This is a genomic window from Microbulbifer agarilyticus, from assembly GCF_019800665.1.
In the GTDB taxonomy this organism is placed as follows: domain Bacteria; phylum Pseudomonadota; class Gammaproteobacteria; order Pseudomonadales; family Cellvibrionaceae; genus Microbulbifer; species Microbulbifer agarilyticus_C.
The window spans coordinates 155,383-177,656 of sequence record NZ_JAHVKO010000006.1 but is presented as its reverse complement, the minus strand read 5'-3'; the positions used below and the strand labels follow the sequence as shown (position 1 = coordinate 177,656).

The window sequence follows — 22,274 nt, the reverse complement described above, 5'->3', positions numbered from 1 at the left end:
CCACGATTACTCCAGAAACATTTCCCGGTTGCCGTGCTCCAAATTGACCGCACTAAACTGGAAGTGCGCTAGCGCGATTCAGCAACCGGCTCACGAAGCCGTTTGCGGTAGATTCGCCTTATGGTTCCGACGAATGACCGCACCTTGTCTGCAAGCTTTAATTCACGCAGCCAGAATGGAAACAAGGCAAAGCCCGTATAGTTAGGCACGGCCGCACCAAACAGCCGTAGCGTATATAAGCGCGCCCACAGGTTACCGCGCGCTGCCAGCAGGTTTGGCTGCGAGCGAGGGAGCAAGGACGCATCCCGCGCAGTGATTTTCAGGTAGCCGGCGGCGATGGCAGCCTCAACAATTTCTTTGCCCCGTTGACTGCGAATCACGATCAGGGAACTGCCCGGTTCCCCCGGCGCTATCTCACGATACCAGGGGTCACCAACCGCAATATCGGCAAACTCACCGGTATGATCCGGACAGATGTAACAGCGCCATTGCCGGTGGCGCTGCAAATAATCCCAGGATTCGGCATAACTCATCTCACGCCGCTGAAGCTCGTCTTCACTATCCATAAACTCCAGTGACCACACACCGGGCCAGCCGTTACCACGGTAACGTAACGAACGGATCGACTCGGGCGTTTTCGCTCCCTGCATCTCAGCGAGCTTCAGCGACGCATTAGTAGACGGAACACCGGCGCAGAATAACGCGATGCTCACACCAAGCTTTTCTTTCAGCGCTGGCGAGACCTTTCGCGCGGCATTTACCGCAGCCACATCACAGGGTTTACCAATGAATACGCATGGACCGTCGGATTCAGTGATCTTTCGTAACTCCGCGCAGGGGCTGGAGGGAGCATACCGGGAACCGCCTGCGGCAAGCAGCGATGCGCGATCCTGACTAAACACGGTACGGTTGCGGTAAGGTTGCTCCGGATCGGCCGCGGTATGGAGCGCACCACGCATGTTCTGCTGCTCGAGGCAATACAACGCAATTGCAGTGATCGCCCCACCACTGGATGAGCCTCGCCGAACTTCTTCATCTACGGCATAACCTTCCAGCACGTCATACACAGGGCCCCATCCGGAACGCAGTTCCTCACGAACCGGTTGATCTTTGAAACTGGAATCGTGCTTCAGTTGCGCCCCTGGACAAGCCTCGAATGCCTTGCCATTACTCTCTACATCGGCATTTTTCACATATGGACGAATTCCCTCGCCGGGAATATCCGCCATGGAATATCGCTTGCTCTCGAGTTCCGCGCACACACCACAACCGGTGCATAGTTGATAATTCCGTACATCTTCAATCGTGTTGATTTTCTGCATGAACTTCTATATCCGAAAGACGTCTTCGTAACTGCATCAGTCAGAAAATATGTCTGCGTCGACGTCGCAGACTTCTTCTAGTGCGTTTAAGCCATGAAAATATTAGCCCAACACCTGTAGTCCACCGTTCGCAGACTCAAAAACGGCGCATATTACTAGGTAGTAGCCGCCCACAACCGCGCAGATTCCCACACTCACAGGTTCTCGCAGCATTCTGCGATGGTATCCATCTGTGATCTGGCAATGGAAAGCACACGGGGAAGCTTCTTTCGCAGTAACGGAGCTATCTGTTCCCGCTGCGCAAAGGATTCGAATACAGAATCGACCAGGTCCTGAGTCTGTGTAACTCGAGGATCAAATACCTGATCCTGCTGACCACAAGTTGCGAAAACGCCTAGTGTTTTATCGCTATAGGCAATTGCAGCACTGGGCACTCCGGAAGAAAGAGAGGCAATCGTAGAATGCATGCGAGTACCGCAAAACCACTGCAACCGTGCAATAACCCATTTAATCTCCATCTCACTGTATTGACCGGTAAGCACGCGCACCCGGCCATTGGCAAGCGACCCTAGTTTATCCGCCAGTTGTCGACAGGCTCTCAAGTCGGACTCTATCTCAGCCTGCGGCACGTTCACATGTGGAACCAGCAACACATTGACATCCGTTTCCCTTAATAGCCGCTCAACCAAATTCTGCACCGCCAGGGCATAGTTTGCGGAAATACCATACTGGCGTGCGGCAGAGTCACCACCGTTATAAATCAATCCGCTGATGTTCAAGCCGATGACGTCGGGATTAGCGCCGTACGATTCGTCCAGCCACTGTGCAACGGAGTCTTCCAGCCGTTGTGGGCGTACTGTCGGCAACAAGAAAGCGACGTCGACGCCGCACTTGTGTCGCTCGCTGTCAAACTCCGAACCTAACAAATCCACCATTATCTCGAAGCTACGCGCGTCTCGAGCCCAGGTTGCATGACTGTGCCTCACAATATCCGCCGCGCGCGCATGCGCCTTTTTACTGCGAAATGGGCCGTAGGTTTGCGGTAGCAAAATCAACGGCTTGTGCGCGGCTAACGCAATCTCTTTGGGGCGGCTAATCAATTCGAATCGGCGGCTGCCGTAGAGGTCCGTAAAACTGTCACCACCGCTGATATCAAGTACCACATGGGACTGGCGAATAGTTTGTATGCCCGGGTTCATCAATTTAGGAAACACCTGACTCAGCCGCATGTGCGCGAGGCTCTCCCTTCTGTAAATACGCCGGCTATTGACCAGTCCACAACCGCGAAGGGACCACTCACTATCACCGATACGGAGATTTCTACGCCGTATGCCTTTTCCGTTATCAAACACACACAGGTCAGCACTAGGAATTCGCTCATGAATGGCGTGCACGACGGAGTTGGAGAGCGCACTTACACCAAGATTTCCGGTATCTGGTGCGGCGCCCAGTAAGGAGATACTGGTCATGGATCGTTAGCCTTTTTGGATACTTTCCGACACCAGGTACAGGACTCACATCCCGCGGTATTTAGCATCGGCAACAATTATTTGTACTCGCAGAAGACTAGTTCATGCAGAAACAATTGATATTGCGAAGAATCGATCTGGGCGGGATTCAAGCGTTGGTGTGGTATTTCCGTCTGGATAGTTGGCGCAGGTTAACTCTCCACACTCTCTATTAGACCTAAACTAGCGAGGGTCTTCACCGGCACAAGTATGCATTGCCCACAAGCGCACTATTGGCTGCTGTGCCGAAATTACGCTAGCTATAAAAACCCTGTCCGCGGGAGTCTGGTTTGTCCGTTCGCTCAAGCATTCTTAAAGGCGCATCGATACTCAGCGCCAGTCAGGGAATCGTCGCAATCAGCTCGATGTTGCGCAACATTATTGTCGCCCGTCACATAGATAGTGAGAATTTTGGTATTGCCACGACCTTTGCGTTGACCATCTCACTGGTGGAAATGACGAGTAATTTGGCACTGGATCGCGTACTGGTGCAGGATGATGAGGGCGATAGCGACGCCATGCTGGGCTCCGCACACTTGATACAGTTCATCAAGGGCATCCTGATCGCTTTGGTTCTGGTGGCAATCGCCGGTCCGGTGGCACATCTATTTGGTCTGCCCCACTTGATTCATGCGTTTCAACTGGTGGCACTGATCCCTGCTTTACACGGGCTGATGCATTTCGATTTCGTTGTACGGCAGCGCGAGCTCGACTTCTTCCCCACCGCCTTGTTCGACACCTTACCTGAACTGCTCACCCTGTTGGTTGCAGTGCTCGCAACCTACATTTTCGATGACTATCGGGTAATGCTTACTGTTATTCTGCTGCAAGCAATACTTTGTGTCGTTGCTTCGCACATACTCGCGCGCCGCCCATATCGCTGGACATTGAACTGGCCTCTGGCAAAGCGCAAACTTCGCTTCGGCTGGCCACTGTTGATTAATGGCTTTCTGATGTTCGGTATCTTTCAAGGCGACCGGGTAATCATCGGTTCGCAATTCGATATGCATACGCTCGGCTGGTACAGCGTCGCGTTTTCACTCTGTATGCTACCGACAATCATCTTCGCAAAACTCAGCGCGTCAATTCTAATGCCGATCCTTTCGCGCAATCGCGGCAACAGTGGAATATTCGTCCCTTGTTGCACCATGAGCCTCACCGCCTGCGCCGCCTTCGGTTTATTGATGGTACTGGGGTTTTCGCTGGCCGGTTCCGCATTGATCCAGTTGAGCTTTGGTGATCAATATATTGAGGCTGCGAGTGTCATCGTCATATTGAGCATTATGCAAGCGCTACGGGTACTGCGTATTGCACCATCCATTATCGCTAACAGCCAGGGACGTACTGAGAATGCAATGATTGCGAATATTTTTCGCAGCCTGGCGCTGCCAGTCGCAGTCTATCTCGCCGCCACGGGGCACTCCGTTCAGGCGGTTGCGGCCTGCGGCATTGGCGGGGAAGCCGTTGCACTCGCCATTTCCGTCTATCTGGCGCCCATTAAGCATGGGAAATCCATATTCGTGCGCCGCCTTATCATGCTAGCTGGATGTGGTACCGCGATTGCGGCGGTCACAATTGGACTGACTCCCACAGGCACAGCGGCCAGTGGAATATCCGGCCTTTTCCTGCAATTGCTGTACGGTGGCGGTATCGCTCTGGTACTGGCCAGCCTCCTGGCGCTGACAGATCCTCATTTGCGTAAGGAATGTCGTCACCTCTGGCACCGCACAGGTGACACAAAATCTGCAGATCAATCACTGATAAACAATGACATTTGAATCAAGCGCCATGCACCTTCCCAAACAATACCTGATAGCGAGACAACCCATTTCCGAGCTTTCTGGCTGGCGTAATGTTGAGTACCTGGGTTGGTGCTTATCCCTCTCCAAAGAAGTGCCGCTTATCTCGGTCGAGAACCTCGAAGGTGAGCTCATCGGACGAATTATCGGCTGGGTGATATGGCAGGGAAAACTCCTGCAGGACGGGGACACCATCCAATCCACAAACCAGGCTGACGGTATCGCTGTAGAGTACGAAGCGTTTTGTGGACGCTTTGTGTACCTATACCCTCTTCAAAGGCAGCTAGCGGCAATTACGGATGCCGGTGGCATGATGTCACTGGTATTCAGCACCGATCTCGAGGCTGCCGCGTCTACCCCCGCGGCGCTGCAAATGATCCAGGAACTGCACTTTGATCAGGTGACCTTTGACGCACTGACGGCGGGACGCCCAAAAAAATGGCTCCCTTTTGGCGTCACCCCCTATCACGGGGTAAAACGATTGCTCCCCAACCACCGGCTTACCCTAAGCGATTGGAATATTGAGCGGACATACCCGCACCTGGCCAACGTCGATGGTAAGCACATAGAGTCCTCCTTAAGCCACACACCTTCAAGCGACGGCTTCGATGTAGAAAACGTAACAGGACTGCTTGCCGGCTGGGTAAAGCAAAACGTCAAGGCACTGGTAAATGCGGGCCATAATGTGGCGCATCTGACCGGTGGCGTGGACTCAAGAATGATACTGGCGGCATCCAGGGAGCTTAGCGAGCAAATGCGCTTCCAGACAGTGAGCGCGGATGATGCCGGTACACGCCTGGATAATCATATTGCAGGGAGAATTGCTAGAAAATTTGGGCTCAATTACAGCACCCTACCATTTGAACAGCCAACCGACGCAGACATCCAAGCATGGCGTCAGCGTACCGGCTACTGCGTGGAAGATGCGGTTACCCAGCTGTGTACGACTGCGCGCATTCATAACAACCATTGCCATGAAATGACCGGCACCTGTGGCGAAGCATTAAAGAGCCCATATTGGTACCCGAGCGACGAAGACTTATCCACGCTAACGACTCAAGGGTTACTGCGCCGCTTTGAGTTCCCCGAAAATGACATCACTAGGAAGCTGGCAGACGCGTGGATAGGCGAATTCCCGGAGAATATTAGCGCCGGCAATCTATTGGATTTCGCCTATGTCGAACTGCGTTTAGGGTGCTGGGCTGGCCCCAGTATGTTTGGTCATGACGTACCCTTCCCATCCATCAGTCCATTCAACAGCGCCCGCTACTATCGAGCGATCTTGGCCATCCCAGAAAAAACACGTGCCCGTGGAGATTTGATCCCAGCGGTCTACAGGCATCTCTGGCCGGAGCTGCTGGACACACCATTCAACCGTGCCAGCGGATTTGCCAAACTGCTTTTTCTTTCCGAAGAAATACGCCGGATGTTGCCTGTAGAATTTAAAGATCAAATAAAGCGCATTCGCGCGGCGTTGCACGCTCGCAAGGTGCGTTCCCGGCAGAGGGCTCAGGTCTAGTGCATTTTTCTGACACCCGGTGCTATGGGCTGGCGCCAGTCACCTTTGTATTCGGCATTTCCGCTTTTGCAGATTCAGTAAATTGAACCGGGCCTGGCACCGGCCGAAGAACCTGCTTACGCACCACGGGCGCTCCGAGAAACCCGTTTTTCTGTAACGGGGCGAGAAAGTAATCGGGTAGTTGGTCCGCAGCCACATTTTGCCACTCCTCATATACCGCAGACGGGGTCAAATCGAGTATCGACTTTTCCGGAAAGGTTAAATCGTTGCGAACACGAAAAAACTCGCCATTCTCCATCAACATCGGATGCTCCCCGCAGCCTCGATCACGGGCAACAATCAGGCGTGACGCCTTGTCGACAGGCTGAGCCTGCCATTTTTTTCCACGTTTCAACGACCAGAATACATTGCTCCGCTCCTCCGCCGTAGGTGGGATCATGGCAGCGCCCAGAAAGATATTGTTGTAAAGCTTTAGTCCGGATCCGTCGAACCCGTCAGCAATCGAATGTACGTTCAAAGCGACGTTGTAGCGATAGTGGCCATCATTCGTTACGCCATCACATTTACCCGGTCGTTTCTTAGAGAAAAAGAAGTTGTTACGCAATATCACGTTGTCGCCGAGGTTGTAGATACGGAGAGCGCTGTTATTCGAGGTGTCGTAAAGTGCATTACTCTCAATAAGTATATTTCGATAGGCGGTAACATCGGTTGGCATGTCATTTTGGTAGAGCATCATGCCAGAAGAGTTGCCAATACCATGTAAAAGGTTTCCTCGTACCACCAGATCATTGGCACTAATCGCTATGATGCTCTGGTGAGGTTTATGGTACGCCAACGGATCCTCCGGGTAGCGCACATAGTCCCTTCCGGTTATGTGGTTATTCTCAATAAGTCCATTGCGACTCTGGCTCATGTAAATGATGCCTGACGAGCCGGTGACCGTAATAAAGTTTCCTCGCACGGTGACGTGATTTGATTTTCGAATCAAAACGCCGCGAAACACCTCATAAAATCGGTTTCTCTCAATGAGCACGCTTTCTGTACGCCGCAGGTTGATCGCATAGACACCGTCATCTGGACCCCGCGACCAATGATCGGAGTGCAACTCACCGTTGCGTATAATAAGGTGTCGTGCGTTAACGACCTGCACCAGTCGCAAGCGGCGCGTACTGTAGATGTCAAAGCCATCGAAGGAAACATAACTGTCGGAGGGCTCCGGGTAATGGATGTCGATTCCTTCGAGCCGCGGACGCGCACCTGGTGCGGCCACATATTCAAGAAATGCTGTGGCACCAGGTGCCTGGTGCTCGACAAACGCCCTGTAGTGACCGTCGTGAACGACCACTCTTGCAGGCCCCTTTACAGTGCGGCGCGCTTTTTCCAGTGTTGCCCAGGGAGAATCCGCCGTGCCGCGGTTGTTATCGTCACCGTTTTTTCCGTCAACGTGATAGTCCGCCCATAGATTCACGCTGAATGTTATCAACAAGAACATGCACAGATTGGCCACCTGAACCTTCACGCTCGGCACCTCTCATACTCAATAATTACTACATCCAGATAACGGCGTAATCAGGATAGTCCTGTTACCCATCCTACGATGGCGAATTCAATTGTTGCCTGAAAACAATCGATAAAGTGGCGGCTGGAATATGTATATCTGCCCTCTTTTCACATATTGACACATACACTAAATGTTACCGGCATCTATCTCTATTCTCTTGCTCTCAGCGGTAAATTTTAATCGTGAAACTCGACCTCAAAGACACTTCCGAACGTCACCAGGGAAAGTGGCGGCTACTTCTCTTTTCGATGCTAATCGTCTGTTTATATGCCGGTTTACGACCCAACCCGATTCCTCAACTGTTTCGTCATTTCGATCTGGCTCTGCACTTCTCCGCATGCGCGGGCGTTGCGTACGTTGTGGTGTTCGCATTCCGGCCACCGCTGCGCCACTGTGTCATGGCTGCGCTTTTTTTCGCAGCAGTTGCCATTGAGGTGGCACAGGGCGCACTGCTATCACGCCGCGCAGCTTCCAGTGCGGACTTCTTTGCGGGCATTGCTGGAATCCCCATCGGGTGGTGGCTCGCAAGGGAAGTTCGGCGACGCCTGCGTCGTTGGTGCAAAAGGAAAAGTTGGCGGGTTCCCCGCACACGCAATCATTGGTGACAATACTTTCCCAGCGACCTTGCGTGCTTCGGATACTCGTCCAATATTATGATCAAAAGGTGTTCAACTGGTTTAAAACACACACAAACCGTTCAAAACACCGGCAGTAAGTTGTAGAAGTGATCCCGGAGGTATCGCAGTGCAGCAGGGATGGATCCGCACACATCAAAGTGATTTGGCCGCTGTTTATCGTCTACTTGATGGTGCGCTGATACTCGGCGCCTTGTTAGCCTGCACTCTTGTCGGTGGCATATCGCTCGACAAGGACTGGCTCATAGCCGGTCTTACCGCGGTAATCCTATTTGCGTTTATTGGCGAGTCTCTAGAACTCTACCGGTCATGGCGCACAGAAAGCTTCCGCAATATGCTTCTAACGACCGCTCTCGCCTGGGCAGTGGTCTGCCTCCTACTGCTACTCATCGGCTACTTCTCCGCACACGCAGACATGTATTCCCGCATCGTGGTAGGCAGTTGGTTCTGTTTAACGTTGATTGGGCTAGGGTTGTGGCGTTTAGCTTTGCGACAGTTGCTCCACTACCTGCGGGTCAATGATCACAATACCCGTTCCGCGGCAATCCTTGGATTCAATCAAGCGGCAGTCAACCTGGCGGAGGAATTACAGCGCAACCCCCAATTAGGTATTCGGCTACAGGGTATCTACCGGCTGCCCGGGCACGACGGAGACACGGTAGCAACCGAAAACTCCAACCTCCTCGCAGGCGATTTGGAACAAGCGTTATCTGCTGCCAAGGCCGGCGATCTCGACTTGATATATATCGCCTTGCCAATGGGAGAGGCCCGTCATATCGGTGAGCTACTGGCAGCGTTGGGAGACACCACCGCCACCGTCTATCTTCTTCCGGATATCTTCGGGAGTAACTTATTGCGCACGCGCTGGCAACGCATTGGTGGCAGCACAGTCCTGAGCATTTACGACAGCCCAATTCAAGGAATCAACAGTTGGTTAAAGCGGCTCGAAGACCTGCTGGTCTCGACACTGGCTTTAGCCCTTTTGAGCCCACTAATGTTATTCATCGCACTGGGCGTAAAACTTACCAGCCCAGGTCCAGTACTGTTTAAACAGCGTCGCTATGGTCTCAACGGCCACACAATCGACGTATGGAAATTTCGCTCAATGACGTGCACGGAAGATGGCCCAAGTATCCAACAGGTGCAAAAAAATGATGCGCGTGTAACACCCCTCGGTCGCTTCATACGATGCACTTCACTGGATGAATTGCCACAACTATTCAACGTGCTCGGCGGCACTATGTCTATTGTGGGGCCACGCCCGCACGCGGTAGCCCACAACGAACAATTCCGTTCCATCGTGAGCGGCTACATGCTGCGCCACAAAGTGAAGCCAGGTATTACCGGCTGGGCACAAATCAATGGGTGGCGCGGCGAGACAGATACACTGGAAAAAATGCACAAGCGTGTCGAACACGACCTCGACTACATTCGCAACTGGTCAATATTCCTCGACCTCCGAATTCTATGCCTCACAGTTTCACGTGGTTTTGTGGGAAAAAATGCATACTGAATTAACACCGCGCCGATTATTGGCTGTTTTGGTGCAGTTCATGTGCACACTTCGCAGGTGCTTCTAAACTCAGATTTCAGTAGAAAAGAAGCACCGCAATTGTTATAGACGGGTTAGTAGCAGTCCCCGCCTCAACGCGATATCGCATGCAGGAAGGACGTATATGCTCTCCAATACCCGCTCCTTGGCAACTTGTATTCTTGCCATTGTGCTCTCGGTATATTGTGTTGTCACTTCCGCCGATCCAATAAAACTTGGATCTGGCTTGCTGCTTACGCCTGCCGTCGGCATGGATTTACGATACGACGACAACATCAACAATGCGCCCCAGAATGGGATCGATAGCTTTCTATTACTCACCACCCCCCGAGTGGGACTAGAGTACGATCGCGGAGCGATTGTCTACTCGATGGAGTATGCTCTTTCGCACGGCAACTACCTGAACAGCGGCCGCAGTTCATTTACCGACCACGCACTGAGTGGCACCGCCGATTGGGACTTGGGTAGGCGGCACAATCTAACCTTCGGTGCTGCCTATCTCAGTATCAATGACGAATTCAACGATCAGGTTATAGATGACCTCGAAAGCCTCATTTTCGAGCGAGATCGTTATCGCCAGTCCGACCTGTTCGTTTCCTATGGTTTCGGCGCGGAGGGTGCGCGTGGTTTTCTCGGCGTCACCCTGGGCACAACCAACCGCGACTACCGGGAAGAAATCGTCGCACGTGATCGGCGCTCGCCTTTTATCAGCGGTACATTCTCCGTAAACATCGGCGGTAATACGGCTCTTCTCGCCAATCTGGAAGGAAGACGCATCCGCTATGACACTCCGGCTGGCGACTTACTGGATCGCGACAATGACGAAGCCACACTGATGGTGGGTATCGAGCGCGAAACCGAGAAAATCACTGCCACGCTGCTCGGTGGCATGGTCAAAAAGAGCTACACAGATTCAGCAATCGCAGACTATCGCCGGCCTCGCTGGCAAGCATCGCTGAATTGGAGTCCTGTGGAAACAAGTGAATTGCTACTCACTGCGGAGCGGCGCCCAATCGATTCGGCAGCTGGCATTGCCAACTTCGTTGATGCAACTTCCGGTTCTGTCGCATGGCAACACTCGTGGAACGAAAAAGTCGAAAGCGATCTGTTCTTTCGTTACACAAAAGCAGATTTTACCGGAACACAGTTGACCGAGAACATCCGTCGTTGGGGCACAACTGTGCGTTATCGATTCCGCCCCTGGATGGACCTTCGAACCGGCATTTCCACCCTGAATCAAGGGGCAACCAGCCAACTATTTTCCTACCAACGCAATCAAGTATTCATCGGATTTGACGCGTCCTACTGAAGATGTGAGGAGAGTTTATGCGCAAACATAGAATCCGCTGGGCCATGAGCTTTCTAGCTCCATGGTTTATAGCTGTAATCATCACCCAAGCGAACGCTGAGGTATCGTCAAAATTACTTGATGACCAGTATCAACTCGGCGCTGGCGACGTCATCAATATCCGTGTATTTGGCGAAGAGGAGCTTTCGCTTGAAGTACGCCTCAGTGATAGCGGAGTTATCAACTATCCATTTCTGGGCGAGGTCAAGGTCGCTGGGCTCAGCGCGTCACTTGTAGAGAAAAAGATTGCTTCCGGTCTACTTGATGGGTATCTGGTTAACCCCAGCGTCGAAGTAACGATCACCCAGTACAGGTCATTCTTTGTTGATGGTGAGGTCAACACACCAGGTAGCTACGCCTATTTACCTGGCCTCACGATAAACAAAGCTGTCGCTATGGCCAGCGGTTTTACGCCGCGAGCGTCTCAAAACAAAATTCTGATCAAGCGCGGTCAGGGTAACGAGCAAGTCACGATCGAAGCGGACCTGGATACCAAGCTATATCCCGGTGACATTATTACCGTAAAGCAGAGCTTTTTTTAGTAGAGAAACCATATGAACTATGCACAGGGCAATGGTGGCGACGAACCACCTCAGGAACAAAGCCTGGATTTACTTCGCTATTGGAAAATTCTGTTCGCTAAGCGCTGGCTGATCTTCGGCCTCAGCGTGGCTATGTCCGCTGCCGCGATTGCATTTATCTACAAAATGCCATCGCGCTACCAAGCCACCGCGTCGCTGGTTTTTGAAGTGGATCAAGCCAATCCGGTTTCGGTCGAGGAAATCTATGACCTTGGCGCGCAGCGCCGTGACTACATTCTCACGCAAACGGAGATGTTAAAGTCGCGCCAACTGGCTGAGCGGGTCATAGAGCGCCTAAACTTGGTGAATCACCCTGAATTCGCCGCGCAAGGCAAGTCCGGGCTGTTCGGTCTATTTTCAAAGGGCAACGCGTCAAACAGCTCAGTGTCGGCCAAAGCACAAACTGCAACACTCGACAACGTCACCTCAGCATTTCTCAAGCGTTTGACCATCTCGCCCGCGCGCAATACAAATCTTGTGAAAGTTCAGTTTGAAGCGAAATCGGCAAAGCTCTCTGCCGATGTTGCCAATGCGCTGGTAGAGGAGTTCATCTTCTTCCAGTCCGAAGCGAAAGAACAGTTCACTAACCGGGCTACTTCCTGGCTGAATGAGCGACAGGAAACTCTGCGCTCCAAGCTTGAAGCGTCAGAACAGAACTTACAAAATTTTCGCGAAACAGAAGATCTCGTTGATCTCAGTGGCGTGCGCGGCCTTTCCGAACAGGACTTGAATGCTGCCACCACCCAACTCCAGGAAACGCGGCGTGAATTCAAGCAAATTGCCAGCGTCTTCAATCAGTTTGAGCGCCTGAAAGGTAATGAGCTCGCGCTGGCCAATTTGCCGGAAGTCATCAGCAATCCATTGATTCAAGAAATAAAGCGCAATGAAGCAGCGGCCGAGCGCAATGTCTCAGAGCTGGCCAGACGCTACAAGCCAAAGCATCCAACGATGATAGCGGCCAGTAATGAACTGGATATGATCCGTGCTCAGCTTGCCAGTGAAGTCCGCATCCTTGCTGAATCTATTGAAAGCCAATACAACACTGCCCGAGCGAGAGTTGCAGCGCAAGAACAGGAAGTGCAGCGGGCGAAAGCTGCCTACCAGAACGTTTCGCAGAAAGAATTTCGCTATCAGGAGCTGGTGAGAGAAGTAGAAGCAAATCGCCAGCTCTACGATACCTTCTTTACGCGAGCGAACGAAACGCGCGAGGCTTCGGGTTTCGAAATCGCCCCTGCGCGCTTTCTTGATTCAGCGGTAATCCCAAATACGGCGACGAAGCCCAACAAAAAGCTCCTGGCAATACTGGCAATCGTCTTCAGCGCTGTGTTTGCTACTGCGATCGCCCTGTTACTCGAAGTTTTCCGCATGGGTGTACGTAGCCCGGAAGATGTAGAGGTACATCTCGGACAGAACCTGATCGGCCTGCTGCCACAAGTAAGCACACCCAAAGATTCAAAATTGGGCCTGCGCACTTTCTTCGATCCGAATCATTACACATTTAGCGAGGCTGTCCGCACGCTGCGCACTGGTGTGGTACTGACCGGTCTCGGCAAGTCGATGCGCACCATATTGATCACGTCCTCCGTTCCCGCCGAAGGCAAGACAACGGTCGCAGAGAATCTCGCATTCGCGCTCAGCCAGGTAGAACGCGTTCTCCTGGTTGATCTTGATTTACGCAAGCCCACTGTTGCAGCGGATTTCCGCATAGCCTCCAATCACCCTGGAATTACTGACCTAATACAGGGCAACAAGCTATTGGAAGAATGTGTCTACAAGGATATTGGCAGTAACTTGCATGTAATGCCCTCTGGAAGCCACCTTTCGGACCCGCAACAGCTACTGGTTTCTCCACGCTTTTCAGAAACCATCAGCAGCTTGGCGCAGGACTACGATCGGATTGTGATCGACAGCCCTCCGGTCCAGGCTGTAAGCGACGCTCTGATCATTTCACACCTAACAGATGCTTTGCTGTACGTCATTAAGTACGACTGCACCAACAAACGGACCGTTTCCCGCGGAATCGAACGGCTCACCAAGATCAACAGCAAGATTGACGGTATCGTTCTCACACATGTTGACACGAGCAAGGACGCTATATACGCCGATGAGTATTATGACTACGACTACGGCAACAGCCGGCGCGATCGTAAGCTCGTTGCAGAAACCACCGCGAGCTCTCAGCCGGTAGGATCGGTTTCTTCCTCCAGAGATCACACCAATGCAGTGTCTACTCGAATCGCCGCGCAACCCATAAGCGACACGCATACTGTTGCACGCTCAAGCATCCACGTTGATCAGACATCAGCACATTTCGCCAATAGTAAAGCGACATTAGCCCATGAGCTTGTCGAAGACGATGTGGCAGTTGTCGCCGAACCGCAGCATCAAGTGGTGGCCGAGCCAGCGGTGACGACAGGAGTCGAGAATGAGTTAGTAACGAAGGAAGCCGCGATCGAAGCGGAGGAACAACGCACAACAGACGTTGAGATCGCTCCCGAAGAAATTGTATTCGTACGTGCCGAAGATCACGTACCGGACGATATTATCAATGATGCCGATGTGGCCGTTGCCCCCGAAGTCAGCATCGATACCGATTTCGCACCAGCAAGCATCCAAGAACCTGGCCTAGAAACTGTCCCGGAAAGAATCCAGGAAGGCACCTCGGAAGTCTCCCAGGATGAATACCAGGAGAGGTCAACCGAAAGTGGTCTTGATAGTGTTGTGGAAACCGGCACAGAGGCTGCCCCTTTTAGCGCGCCTACTTCCCAGGAAGATTACACGGCGGAAGTATCTATCGATCGAGAATTGCTCACCGATATGAATCCTGTAGAACTCCCGCAGCTTGAATCGGAAGAGTTAGCAGAAGAGGATCCCACTTCAGAAAACGACATCGAAGACGTACCGACTTCCGTCACTGATGAAAAATCAAAGAAAAAGTCTCGCTCACCACGAAGTCAAAGATCAAGAGCCAAAAAGAAGCAACGGAAGAAGCGTGCCCGCGCCAAACGCAGAGCCGCGAAGTAGCGTATATCGAACCATCGTGCTTAGGTAAAATCGGTATCAAATATACGCGCTAGATATACCAGCCTATAGCCACAAAAGATTGTGGTTATAGGCATTTATTCCCTATAAGTTATTTTTTCTATTCCCCAGCACCGTTCTGGATTGTACCCTCAATATCGCTCATCAATTACGCATACCCACCAATTTACGTCCATTAATCGAAAAAAAATTCTGAAAAATATGGGCATAAATTCCCTCGGTTGTTTCCAAATTGGATAGGCCAAGCGCTCGTCTCACAGCTATAAAGAAAGGGGTATTGTTAATAAGTCCCCCAAAGCTGGAATCGACGAGTTATGCGAGTATTACTTGTTTTTGGAACACGACCAGAAGCGATAAAAATGGCCCCGCTGGTAAACCTATTGCGGGGAGACTCGCGATTCGATACCAAGGTTTGTGTCACCGGGCAGCATCGCGAAATGCTGGATCAGGTGCTATCTCTATTCGAGATTGAGCCGGATTATGATCTGGACATAATGGAACCAAACCAGGATCTCTTTCAGGTAACCTCCCGTATTTTACTCGGCATGCGGGAGGTACTTAACGACTGTAAGCCTGACCGTGTATTCGTACACGGCGACACCACCACCACACTTGCTGCATCCCTTTCAGCCTACTACTGCAAAATACCCGTAGCCCACGTCGAAGCTGGCCTGCGCACGGATGACATCTACAGCCCATGGCCAGAGGAAATGAATCGGAAGCTGACTGGAGCTATCGCACAATACCATTTTGCGCCCACCACTTTGTCCCGTCAGAATCTACTCAACGAATCCGTTGCGGAAGAAAATATCACAGTCACTGGCAACACGATCATCGATGCACTCATTGATGTCGTACGTCGCATCGAAACCGATGACAAGCTCAGTGCAGAACTCGAATCACAATTCCCCTTCCTGCATCCGGACAAAAAGATTGTATTGATTACCGGCCATAGAAGGGAAAACTTTGGGACCGGACTAGAGAATATTTGCCACGCCATTCGTGAACTCGCTGCCCGGGATGACGTTCAGTTTGTCTTCCCAGTGCATCTCAACCCCCGAGTACAGGGTCCTGTCAATCAAATGCTGTCAGAACTCGACAATGTGCATTTGATAAGTCCACTTACCTACCTTCCGTTTGTCTACCTGATGCACCGTGCGCACCTGATCTTGACGGATTCTGGCGGTATTCAGGAAGAAGCACCATCACTAGGGAAACCCGTACTGGTGATGCGGGACATCACCGAACGGCCCGAGGGTGTAAGGGCAGGTACGGTCAAGTTAGTGGGCACAGATAGCGCAAAAATTGTTGCTGGAGTTAATACGCTGCTGAACGATGAGTTTGCCTATGAGGCAATGAGCGCGGCGGTAAATCCGTACGGCGACGGATTCGCCTGCGAGAAAATCTTGAAAGGAATTTTACATGCAACGCAGGAAGTCGCCGTTTAATCGGATTTCCGTCATTGGTCTCGGATATATTGGCCTGCCTACCGCGACAGTTATAGCATCCAGAGGCATTGACGTAATTGGGGTCGATGTAGCCGCTCCCGCGGTTGACGCCGTCAACGCGGGTAAAGTGCATATTACTGAGCCAGGCTTGGAACGGCTGGTAAACCACGTCGTCAATGCTGGCAGATTGCGCGCTGTCACATGTCCCGAGCCAGCAGACGCCTTTGTTATCGCCGTTCCCACGCCATTCGTCGAAGGCACGTCATCCGATGTGCCCGCCCCGGATCTGAGTTATATCCAGGCCGCGGCAGAATCGATCGCACCCGTCCTTAAGCACGGTGACTTGGTTATTCTGGAGTCCACGTCGCCAGTGGGAACCACAGAAAAACTGTCGCGCTGGCTACGCGACGCGCGCACCGATCTAGCCTTTCCAGTCCAGGATCAACCCGGTACGGCGGATGTCCATATTGCTTACTGTCCTGAACGTATTCTGCCAGGCAAAGCGCTTGAAGAACTGATCTCTAACGATCGAATCATCGGCGGGGTCAGTGACGCCTGCAGCCAAGCTGCACTCATCCTTTATCACCTGTTTGTCGAGGGTGACTGTATCGTGACCGACGCACGCACGGCGGAGCTATCCAAACTAACGGAGAACGCCTACCGTGACGTAAACATCGCATTCGCCAATGAGATGGCGTTTATCTGCGATGAACTCGGTGTCGACGTATGGGAGCTGATTCGTCTGGCCAACCGCCACCCGCGAGTAAGTATTCTTAACCCGGGTCCAGGGGTTGGCGGTCACTGCATAGCCGTGGATCCCTGGTTTATTGTCAGCGGAGCTCCGCAACAGGCAAAGCTCATTACTCAGGCCAGGAAGGTCAATGATGCACGCCCGGCCTATGTGGCGGAACAGGTTTTACTAGCTGCACAGAATTACACAGATCCAGTCATCGCCTGCCTCGGGCTTGCATTCAAACCAGACATCGATGACTTGCGGGAAAGCCCGGCTATGGAAGTGGTAAAAGAACTTTCAGAACACGCTGGCAGTCAGCTCCTTACCGTCGAACCAAACATTACCAAGTTACCAGCGGAACTTGAATTGAAGGGAGTCAGCCTATCGTCCCTTGATGAGGCGCTCCCCTGCGCGGATATCGTTGTAGTACTCGTTGATCACTCGTCATTTCTCGCCATAGACAGTAATCAGCTCGCAGGGAAAACGGTGATCGATACCCGTGGGTTGCTTCCGCGGCTAAAGAAACAGGCAGCGTCTGTGGATAACTACACAACGATAGCCGACTAGCCACGGCGGATTGCCACGTATGCATATCGCATTAACTCTGGATTATGAGCTGTTCTTTGGCAGGCAGACGGGGACCCCCGACGCCTGCTTGTTTAAGCCCTGCGACGCACTCATAAGAATTCTCGATGCATTTTCAGCTCCGGCGGTATTCTTCGTCGACGCCAGCTATCTAGTCCGATTGCGCGAGTTCGCGGAGAAATTCCCACACCTCGAGCAAGAATACCTTTCCTTGGTTTCGCATATCCGCGAGCTTGAAGCGCACGGCCATCAAATCCAGCTGCATATACATCCACACTGGTTTGACTCATGGCATGACGGCCACCAGTGGCATACGGTGATCGACCGCTACAGACTCTCGCAGTGGTCAGACCAGGATATCGTCACAATTGTTGCTCGATGCACGCGGGAGCTGAATCAGCATCTCAAACAAAAGGTATTTGCATTTCGCGCCGGTGGCTGGTGCATACAGCCGTTTGCTCCTCTCGCGCAACCGCTGATCGACAACGGTATCAGCATAGACAGCTCGGTCTATCACGGCGGCGGCGCCAGCTCACAAGCACACGATTTCGATTTCCGCTCCGCTCCCTCCGCTGCGTGCTGGAACTTTGATCGCGATCCATGCCAAGCCGTGGACAGAGGCCCGTTTACTGAAGTGGCGATCTCTTCTCTTCGGGTATCACCGCTCTTCTACTGGCGCTTTGCCCTGAACCGATTGTTCGCTCGTGGTCAGCGCCACCGACCGTTCGGAGATGGCTACGCCGTGGCTAATAGCCGCGCCGACTTGCTGCACCTGCTCACACATTACTCGCACATGGCTGTCTCTGTGGATGGGTTTAAGGCAAGCCTGTTACGGCACGGGTTCAATAATGCCAGGCGCAAGCAGCTCGAATGCTTCATCGCGATGGGGCATCCGAAATCACTCACGCCCTACAGCCTCGAGCAGCTGCATAGATGGGTGCATGAGCTCTACGACAAAGGTCTTTATCTGTCGGGCTATCGCCGTCCAGCCCCCTTACCAGCTAACACGACTCAGGCGCCATCCAAGGTCGTCCACGAATAGTTGGATTCCAACTACATCCTTCACAAGCACATGGAAGTGTCTTGTGGGAGTTGACGTTACACGCCCAGGAAAAGGATTTCATTCCATGCATAGAATTGAACTACTCGGCGCCCCGATGGACGTCGCATCCCAGAAAGATACCGTGGCGCTGATTGGCGATCGGATCCAATCGCACACATTTACGCAGCATGTCGTCGTCAATGTGGCAAAACTGATTCATATGCAGAGTGACTCCACGCTTGCCGAATCGGTGGAATCGTGTGACATCATAAATATTGATGGCGCCGGTGTGGTATGGGGCGCGCGCTTTCTCGGTCACGATGTACCCGAAAGGGTTGCTGGCATCGACCTGTTTTACAGCCTGTTGGAAATGAGTAGTAAAAAGGGCTTTCCGGTATATTTTCTTGGTGCTCGCGCACCAGTAGTATCAAAAGCGGTTTTGAGGATAAAATCTCGTTTTCCCAAGCTCAATGTAGCCGGGTGGCACCATGGTTACTTCTGGGAGGACGAGCAATCGGTGGTGGATGACATCCGCCGCTCCGGGGCGAGATTATTGTTCGTTGCCATCACATCCCCGCACAAGGAAAATTTCATCCACCGCTGGCGTGACCAGCTTAACGTCGACTTCGTCATGGGCGTTGGTGGCACCTTTGATGTGGTGGCGGGCAAGGTGCAGCGCGCGCCCATATGGATGCAACGAGCCGGCTTGGAATGGTTGTTCCGGCTACTACAAGAACCGCGCCGCATGTGGCGCCGCTACTTGGTTACCAATAGCGTATTTGCGTGGCAGCTTCTGATAGAGAAGTTCCGTTTGGGATTCAAGCCCCGCCCCACGCACCACGTACATGCACAAGAATCAAATCAAACAAGGGAGTGACTGGCCTATTGCGCACGGCAGCTCCCAACTTCAGGCTTACTTATTCCTGTAAGCTGGATGCACAATCCAGAACTTTAGGAATGTCATTTGGGGAGGCATCCGCGCGTGAATATCGATATCAATTGCGACCTCGGCGAGGGAAGCACGGCTGAAGACTGTGCGCGTGATGCACTACTAATGCCATACATTTCGCGCTGCAATATTGCCTGTGGTGGCCACGCAGGCAATCAGGAAACCATGGCTATTTCACTTAAAAACGCGGCAAAGCACCAACTCAGCCTTGGTGCGCACCCTGGGTATCCGGACCCTGAAAATTTTGGCCGTAAGAGCTTGCAGATTTCGGAGCAAGAACTCGTTGCATCGGTAGCAGCACAGATCCAGGCTCTGGCTGATCTTGCCAACCAACAGGGAGCCGTTCTCGGCCACGTGAAACTGCATGGAGCTCTGTACAACGATGCGGAAGCCAATCCCGAGCTGGCAGCGCTTCTGACCGAACTGATCCATCGCGATTTCCCCGACCTGCACATTCTTGGACTGGCTAACGGCGCGATGGAAGCCGCTGCCAAGTCGGTCGCTCACCCATTTATTCGCGAGGGTTTTATGGATCGCCGCTACCTCAACAAGCGGCAGCTTTCCCCCAGGTCAATGCCCGGCGCTGTCATCGAGGACTTCGACCACTGTATCCAACAAACCCTCGGACTCATCCGCGGCGACGGTTTCCCTTCCATCGACGATAACGAGCTTACCTTTACCGCAGACAGCATCTGCCTGCACGGTGACAACCCCAATGCCGTGCAAATAGCGGAAAAACTCGTGGATGCCCTACAGCGCGAAAACATTTGCGTTGGCGCATGACTGGTACCATGCATGCACCCGACTTCGTTATTCAGAGTAATGGGGATACCGCCTGGGATATCTGTTTTGACGGTGAAGTCTCGGAGGCATTGAGCACGCTGATTATTGGTATCGAGAGCCATCTTGAGCATCAGATGGCGGGCGGTCAGTGGCCCGAAGTTATCGAGCTAATTCCAGCGTACCGCTGTCTGACCGTGCGCTATAACCCGCTACAATCCCCCCCTGAAGATCAGCAGCCACTGAATGAGCGTCTGGAACGGCTGGTAGGTGAAATCGTTGACGCAAACGATAAAGTCCGTGCGCCAACACCACCTTCAAGAGCCACAACAGTTGAAATCCCGGTATGCTACGAAGGCGATTATGCGCCGGATATGAACGAGCTATGCGAAAGCGTCGGCCTGACGCGCGATGAGGTCATTCGCCGACACAGCGCCCCTTGCTATCTGGTGCATATGCTCGGTTTCACACCCGGCTTCCTCTATCTAGGCGGTCTTGACCCTCGACTTGCCTGCCCGCGCAAAACCAAACCCGCATTGAATCTCGCGGCAGGCTCGGTCGGTATTGGTGGTAGCCAGACCGGGGTTTATCCACAGGAGACACCCGGCGGCTGGCAAATAATCGGCCGCACACCGATCCAGCTGTTCGACCCGGCGCGAGACTACCCATTTATAGCGCGGCCCCTCGACCGAATTCAGTTTGTCCCTATTTCGGCGGCAGAATTTAAGGCTCTCGAGATGGCGCAAGAGCAGAGACACGGATCGGCAGGGAAAACACCGTCATGCTGAACATCCTCTCTGGTGGGCTACAAACGAGCATTCAAGACGGCGGCCGTAGAGGCTGGATGCGGTATGGCGTTGCCCCAGGTGGCGCTGCGGATCCCGTTGCCATGGCAATGGCCAATCAACTTTTGGGTAATCAGCCTGCAGCCGCTTGCCTCGAAGTCACCATGGTCGGCCCGAAAATTCAGTTCGGGGGAGAGTTATGCTTGGCCGTGTGTGGCGCACGGTTTGATCTGACATTAAACGATATGCGGATCGAGAACGACACGAGCATCCATGTTCGCCCGGGAGATATCCTCAGTTTTGGCGCTCTACGTAGTGGTGCTCGTGCCTATCTTGCAGTATCTGCCGACATACAGGTTCCCAAGGTATTCGGAAGCCTTGCAACCCAGATACAGGTGGGGCTCGGCGGCTTTCACAACCGCGCAGTGAAAACTGGAGACAGCATCCCACTGTGCAACGTGCGCGTGCCCGCCACACGTCAATTGCCGGTCGAATTCCGCCTGAACTACACCGGGCGCCCCCAGCTGCGGGTAATCGATGGTGCCGAGGCCCAGTATTTCACTTCCCAAGACCGGGAGCGCTTTACCTCGACAACCTATGCGGTATCAGCCCAGAGTAACCGGATGGGGATTCGTTTGCAGAGCACGCCCTTAGACACCTCGGGATTGCCGCAAATGACTTCCTCAGGCCTGTGCCCAGGTACCATTCAGGTGCCCCCGAGTGGCCAACCCATTGTGTCGTTTGTAGAAGCACAAACCATCGGGGGCTACCCGCGCATTGGCCACATCATCGAAGCCGACCAGCACCTGCTTGGCCAACTTAAGCCGCGGGACCGCGTTAACTTCACTCCGGTAACACTGGACATTGCCCACCGACTCCTCAGGGAAAAACACGCACTATTGGCGCAACTTCCCGCCCGCCTCAAGTAAGCGATTACTCTCATTGCAATGTAAGTACACCCTAACGCCTTAAGTCCTTCAGCCTCTATGCGCGGGTATACCACTTCAGTCCTTGATACTGAAAGCTAACGGCAAGAAAACGTGCGCACCCTCTCAACGCGGTCGTCTTGGCGCCTGCTCCCCTTC

16 protein-coding genes are annotated in these 22,274 nt (G+C 52.8%); 13 read left to right on the top strand and 3 right to left on the bottom strand.

The features are described 5' to 3' along the window. Window positions 1–68 precede the first annotated feature (68 nt). A complete protein-coding gene (locus KUV22_RS15335) occupies window positions 69–1,322 on the bottom strand; it encodes a Coenzyme F420 hydrogenase/dehydrogenase, beta subunit C-terminal domain (RefSeq protein WP_222232561.1) in 1,254 nt (417 codons plus the stop codon). A 194-nt stretch (window positions 1,323–1,516) separates the two neighbouring features. Further along, complete coding sequence (locus tag KUV22_RS15330) at window positions 1,517–2,791, bottom strand: polysaccharide pyruvyl transferase family protein (protein WP_222232559.1); 1,275 nt, start codon at window positions 2,789–2,791, stop codon at window positions 1,517–1,519. A 329-nt stretch (window positions 2,792–3,120) separates the two neighbouring features. Between KUV22_RS15330 and KUV22_RS15325 the strand changes: the two genes are divergently transcribed. Together KUV22_RS15325 and KUV22_RS15320 are read left to right on the top strand one after the other, a co-directional pair. Then, window positions 3,121–4,608, top strand: a complete 1,488-nt coding sequence (locus tag KUV22_RS15325) for an oligosaccharide flippase family protein (RefSeq protein ID WP_222232557.1) — start codon at window positions 3,121–3,123, stop codon at window positions 4,606–4,608. Further along, on the top strand, window positions 4,598–6,148 hold the full coding sequence (locus tag KUV22_RS15320; RefSeq protein WP_222232555.1) for a hypothetical protein: 1,551 nt from the start codon (window positions 4,598–4,600) through the stop codon (window positions 6,146–6,148). Before KUV22_RS15325 ends, KUV22_RS15320 begins: the two co-directional genes overlap by 11 nt. Before the next feature lie 22 nt (window positions 6,149–6,170). Here KUV22_RS15320 and KUV22_RS15315 read toward each other — a convergent pair whose 3' ends face one another. Continuing rightward, entirely contained in the window at window positions 6,171–7,667 is a 1,497-nt protein-coding gene (locus KUV22_RS15315) for a right-handed parallel beta-helix repeat-containing protein (protein ID WP_222232553.1), read from the bottom strand. 786 nt (window positions 7,668–8,453) lie between these two features. On the opposite strand from KUV22_RS15315, the gene KUV22_RS15310 reads away from it, so the two are divergent. From KUV22_RS15310 to KUV22_RS15260, 11 genes are all read left to right on the top strand, one after another. Continuing rightward, on the top strand, window positions 8,454–9,857 hold the full coding sequence (locus KUV22_RS15310; RefSeq protein ID WP_222232551.1) for an undecaprenyl-phosphate glucose phosphotransferase: 1,404 nt from the start codon (window positions 8,454–8,456) through the stop codon (window positions 9,855–9,857). Window positions 9,858–10,020: 163 nt separating this feature from the next. Beyond that, on the top strand, window positions 10,021–11,205 hold the full coding sequence (locus KUV22_RS15305; RefSeq protein ID WP_222232549.1) for an outer membrane beta-barrel protein: 1,185 nt from the start codon (window positions 10,021–10,023) through the stop codon (window positions 11,203–11,205). A 17-nt stretch (window positions 11,206–11,222) separates the two neighbouring features. Next, window positions 11,223–11,786 carry a polysaccharide biosynthesis/export family protein gene (locus tag KUV22_RS15300; protein WP_222232547.1) on the top strand — a complete coding sequence of 188 codons (564 nt, stop codon included), beginning with the start codon at window positions 11,223–11,225 and terminating at the stop codon, window positions 11,784–11,786. 12 nt (window positions 11,787–11,798) lie between these two features. Continuing rightward, window positions 11,799–14,849: a GumC family protein gene (locus tag KUV22_RS15295; RefSeq protein ID WP_222232545.1), complete on the top strand. Its 3,051-nt coding sequence runs from the start codon at window positions 11,799–11,801 to the stop codon at window positions 14,847–14,849. Between the two features lie 332 nt (window positions 14,850–15,181). After that, window positions 15,182–16,315 carry a non-hydrolyzing UDP-N-acetylglucosamine 2-epimerase gene (gene wecB, locus KUV22_RS15290; RefSeq protein WP_222232543.1) on the top strand — a complete coding sequence of 378 codons (1,134 nt, stop codon included), beginning with the start codon at window positions 15,182–15,184 and terminating at the stop codon, window positions 16,313–16,315. Then, window positions 16,290–17,615 (top strand): UDP-N-acetyl-D-mannosamine dehydrogenase, encoded by a 1,326-nt coding sequence (wecC, locus tag KUV22_RS15285; RefSeq protein ID WP_222232541.1) that lies wholly within the window; start codon window positions 16,290–16,292, stop codon window positions 17,613–17,615. Before wecB ends, wecC begins: the two co-directional genes overlap by 26 nt. Window positions 17,616–17,634: 19 nt before the next feature. Next, entirely contained in the window at window positions 17,635–18,675 is a 1,041-nt protein-coding gene (locus KUV22_RS15280) for a hypothetical protein (protein ID WP_222232539.1), read from the top strand. Window positions 18,676–18,760: 85 nt separating this feature from the next. Further along, window positions 18,761–19,552 (top strand): WecB/TagA/CpsF family glycosyltransferase, encoded by a 792-nt coding sequence (locus KUV22_RS15275; protein ID WP_222232537.1) that lies wholly within the window; start codon window positions 18,761–18,763, stop codon window positions 19,550–19,552. A 105-nt stretch (window positions 19,553–19,657) separates the two neighbouring features. Continuing rightward, window positions 19,658–20,407 carry a 5-oxoprolinase subunit PxpA gene (pxpA, locus tag KUV22_RS15270; protein ID WP_222232535.1) on the top strand — a complete coding sequence of 250 codons (750 nt, stop codon included), beginning with the start codon at window positions 19,658–19,660 and terminating at the stop codon, window positions 20,405–20,407. An 8-nt stretch (window positions 20,408–20,415) separates the two neighbouring features. Continuing rightward, window positions 20,416–21,192, top strand: a complete 777-nt coding sequence (gene pxpB, locus KUV22_RS15265) for a 5-oxoprolinase subunit PxpB (protein WP_222232533.1) — start codon at window positions 20,416–20,418, stop codon at window positions 21,190–21,192. Then, window positions 21,186–22,118: a 5-oxoprolinase subunit C family protein gene (locus KUV22_RS15260; protein ID WP_222232531.1), complete on the top strand. Its 933-nt coding sequence runs from the start codon at window positions 21,186–21,188 to the stop codon at window positions 22,116–22,118. The genes pxpB and KUV22_RS15260 overlap by 7 nt, the downstream gene beginning before the upstream one ends. Window positions 22,119–22,274: the final 156 nt, after the last annotated feature.

What these genes read in the sequence shown, in the direction of transcription:
- wecC (WP_222232541.1), top strand. Translation starts at nt 16,290, where the DNA reads ATGCAACGCAGGAAGTCGCCGTTTAATCGGATTTCCGTCATTGGTCTC.
- KUV22_RS15260 (WP_222232531.1), top strand. Translation starts at nt 21,186, where the DNA reads ATGCTGAACATCCTCTCTGGTGGGCTACAAACGAGCATTCAAGACGGC.
- KUV22_RS15305 (WP_222232549.1), top strand. Translation starts at nt 10,021, where the DNA reads ATGCTCTCCAATACCCGCTCCTTGGCAACTTGTATTCTTGCCATTGTG.
- KUV22_RS15295 (WP_222232545.1), top strand. Translation starts at nt 11,799, where the DNA reads ATGAACTATGCACAGGGCAATGGTGGCGACGAACCACCTCAGGAACAA.
- KUV22_RS15275 (WP_222232537.1), top strand. Translation starts at nt 18,761, where the DNA reads ATGCATAGAATTGAACTACTCGGCGCCCCGATGGACGTCGCATCCCAG.
- wecB (WP_222232543.1), top strand. Translation starts at nt 15,182, where the DNA reads ATGCGAGTATTACTTGTTTTTGGAACACGACCAGAAGCGATAAAAATG.
- KUV22_RS15330 (WP_222232559.1), bottom strand. Translation starts at nt 2,791, where the DNA reads ATGACCAGTATCTCCTTACTGGGCGCCGCACCAGATACCGGAAATCTT.
- KUV22_RS15280 (WP_222232539.1), top strand. Translation starts at nt 17,635, where the DNA reads ATGCATATCGCATTAACTCTGGATTATGAGCTGTTCTTTGGCAGGCAG.
- KUV22_RS15335 (WP_222232561.1), bottom strand. Translation starts at nt 1,322, where the DNA reads ATGCAGAAAATCAACACGATTGAAGATGTACGGAATTATCAACTATGC.
- KUV22_RS15300 (WP_222232547.1), top strand. Translation starts at nt 11,223, where the DNA reads ATGCGCAAACATAGAATCCGCTGGGCCATGAGCTTTCTAGCTCCATGG.
- KUV22_RS15320 (WP_222232555.1), top strand. Translation starts at nt 4,598, where the DNA reads ATGACATTTGAATCAAGCGCCATGCACCTTCCCAAACAATACCTGATA.
- pxpB (WP_222232533.1), top strand. Translation starts at nt 20,416, where the DNA reads ATGCATGCACCCGACTTCGTTATTCAGAGTAATGGGGATACCGCCTGG.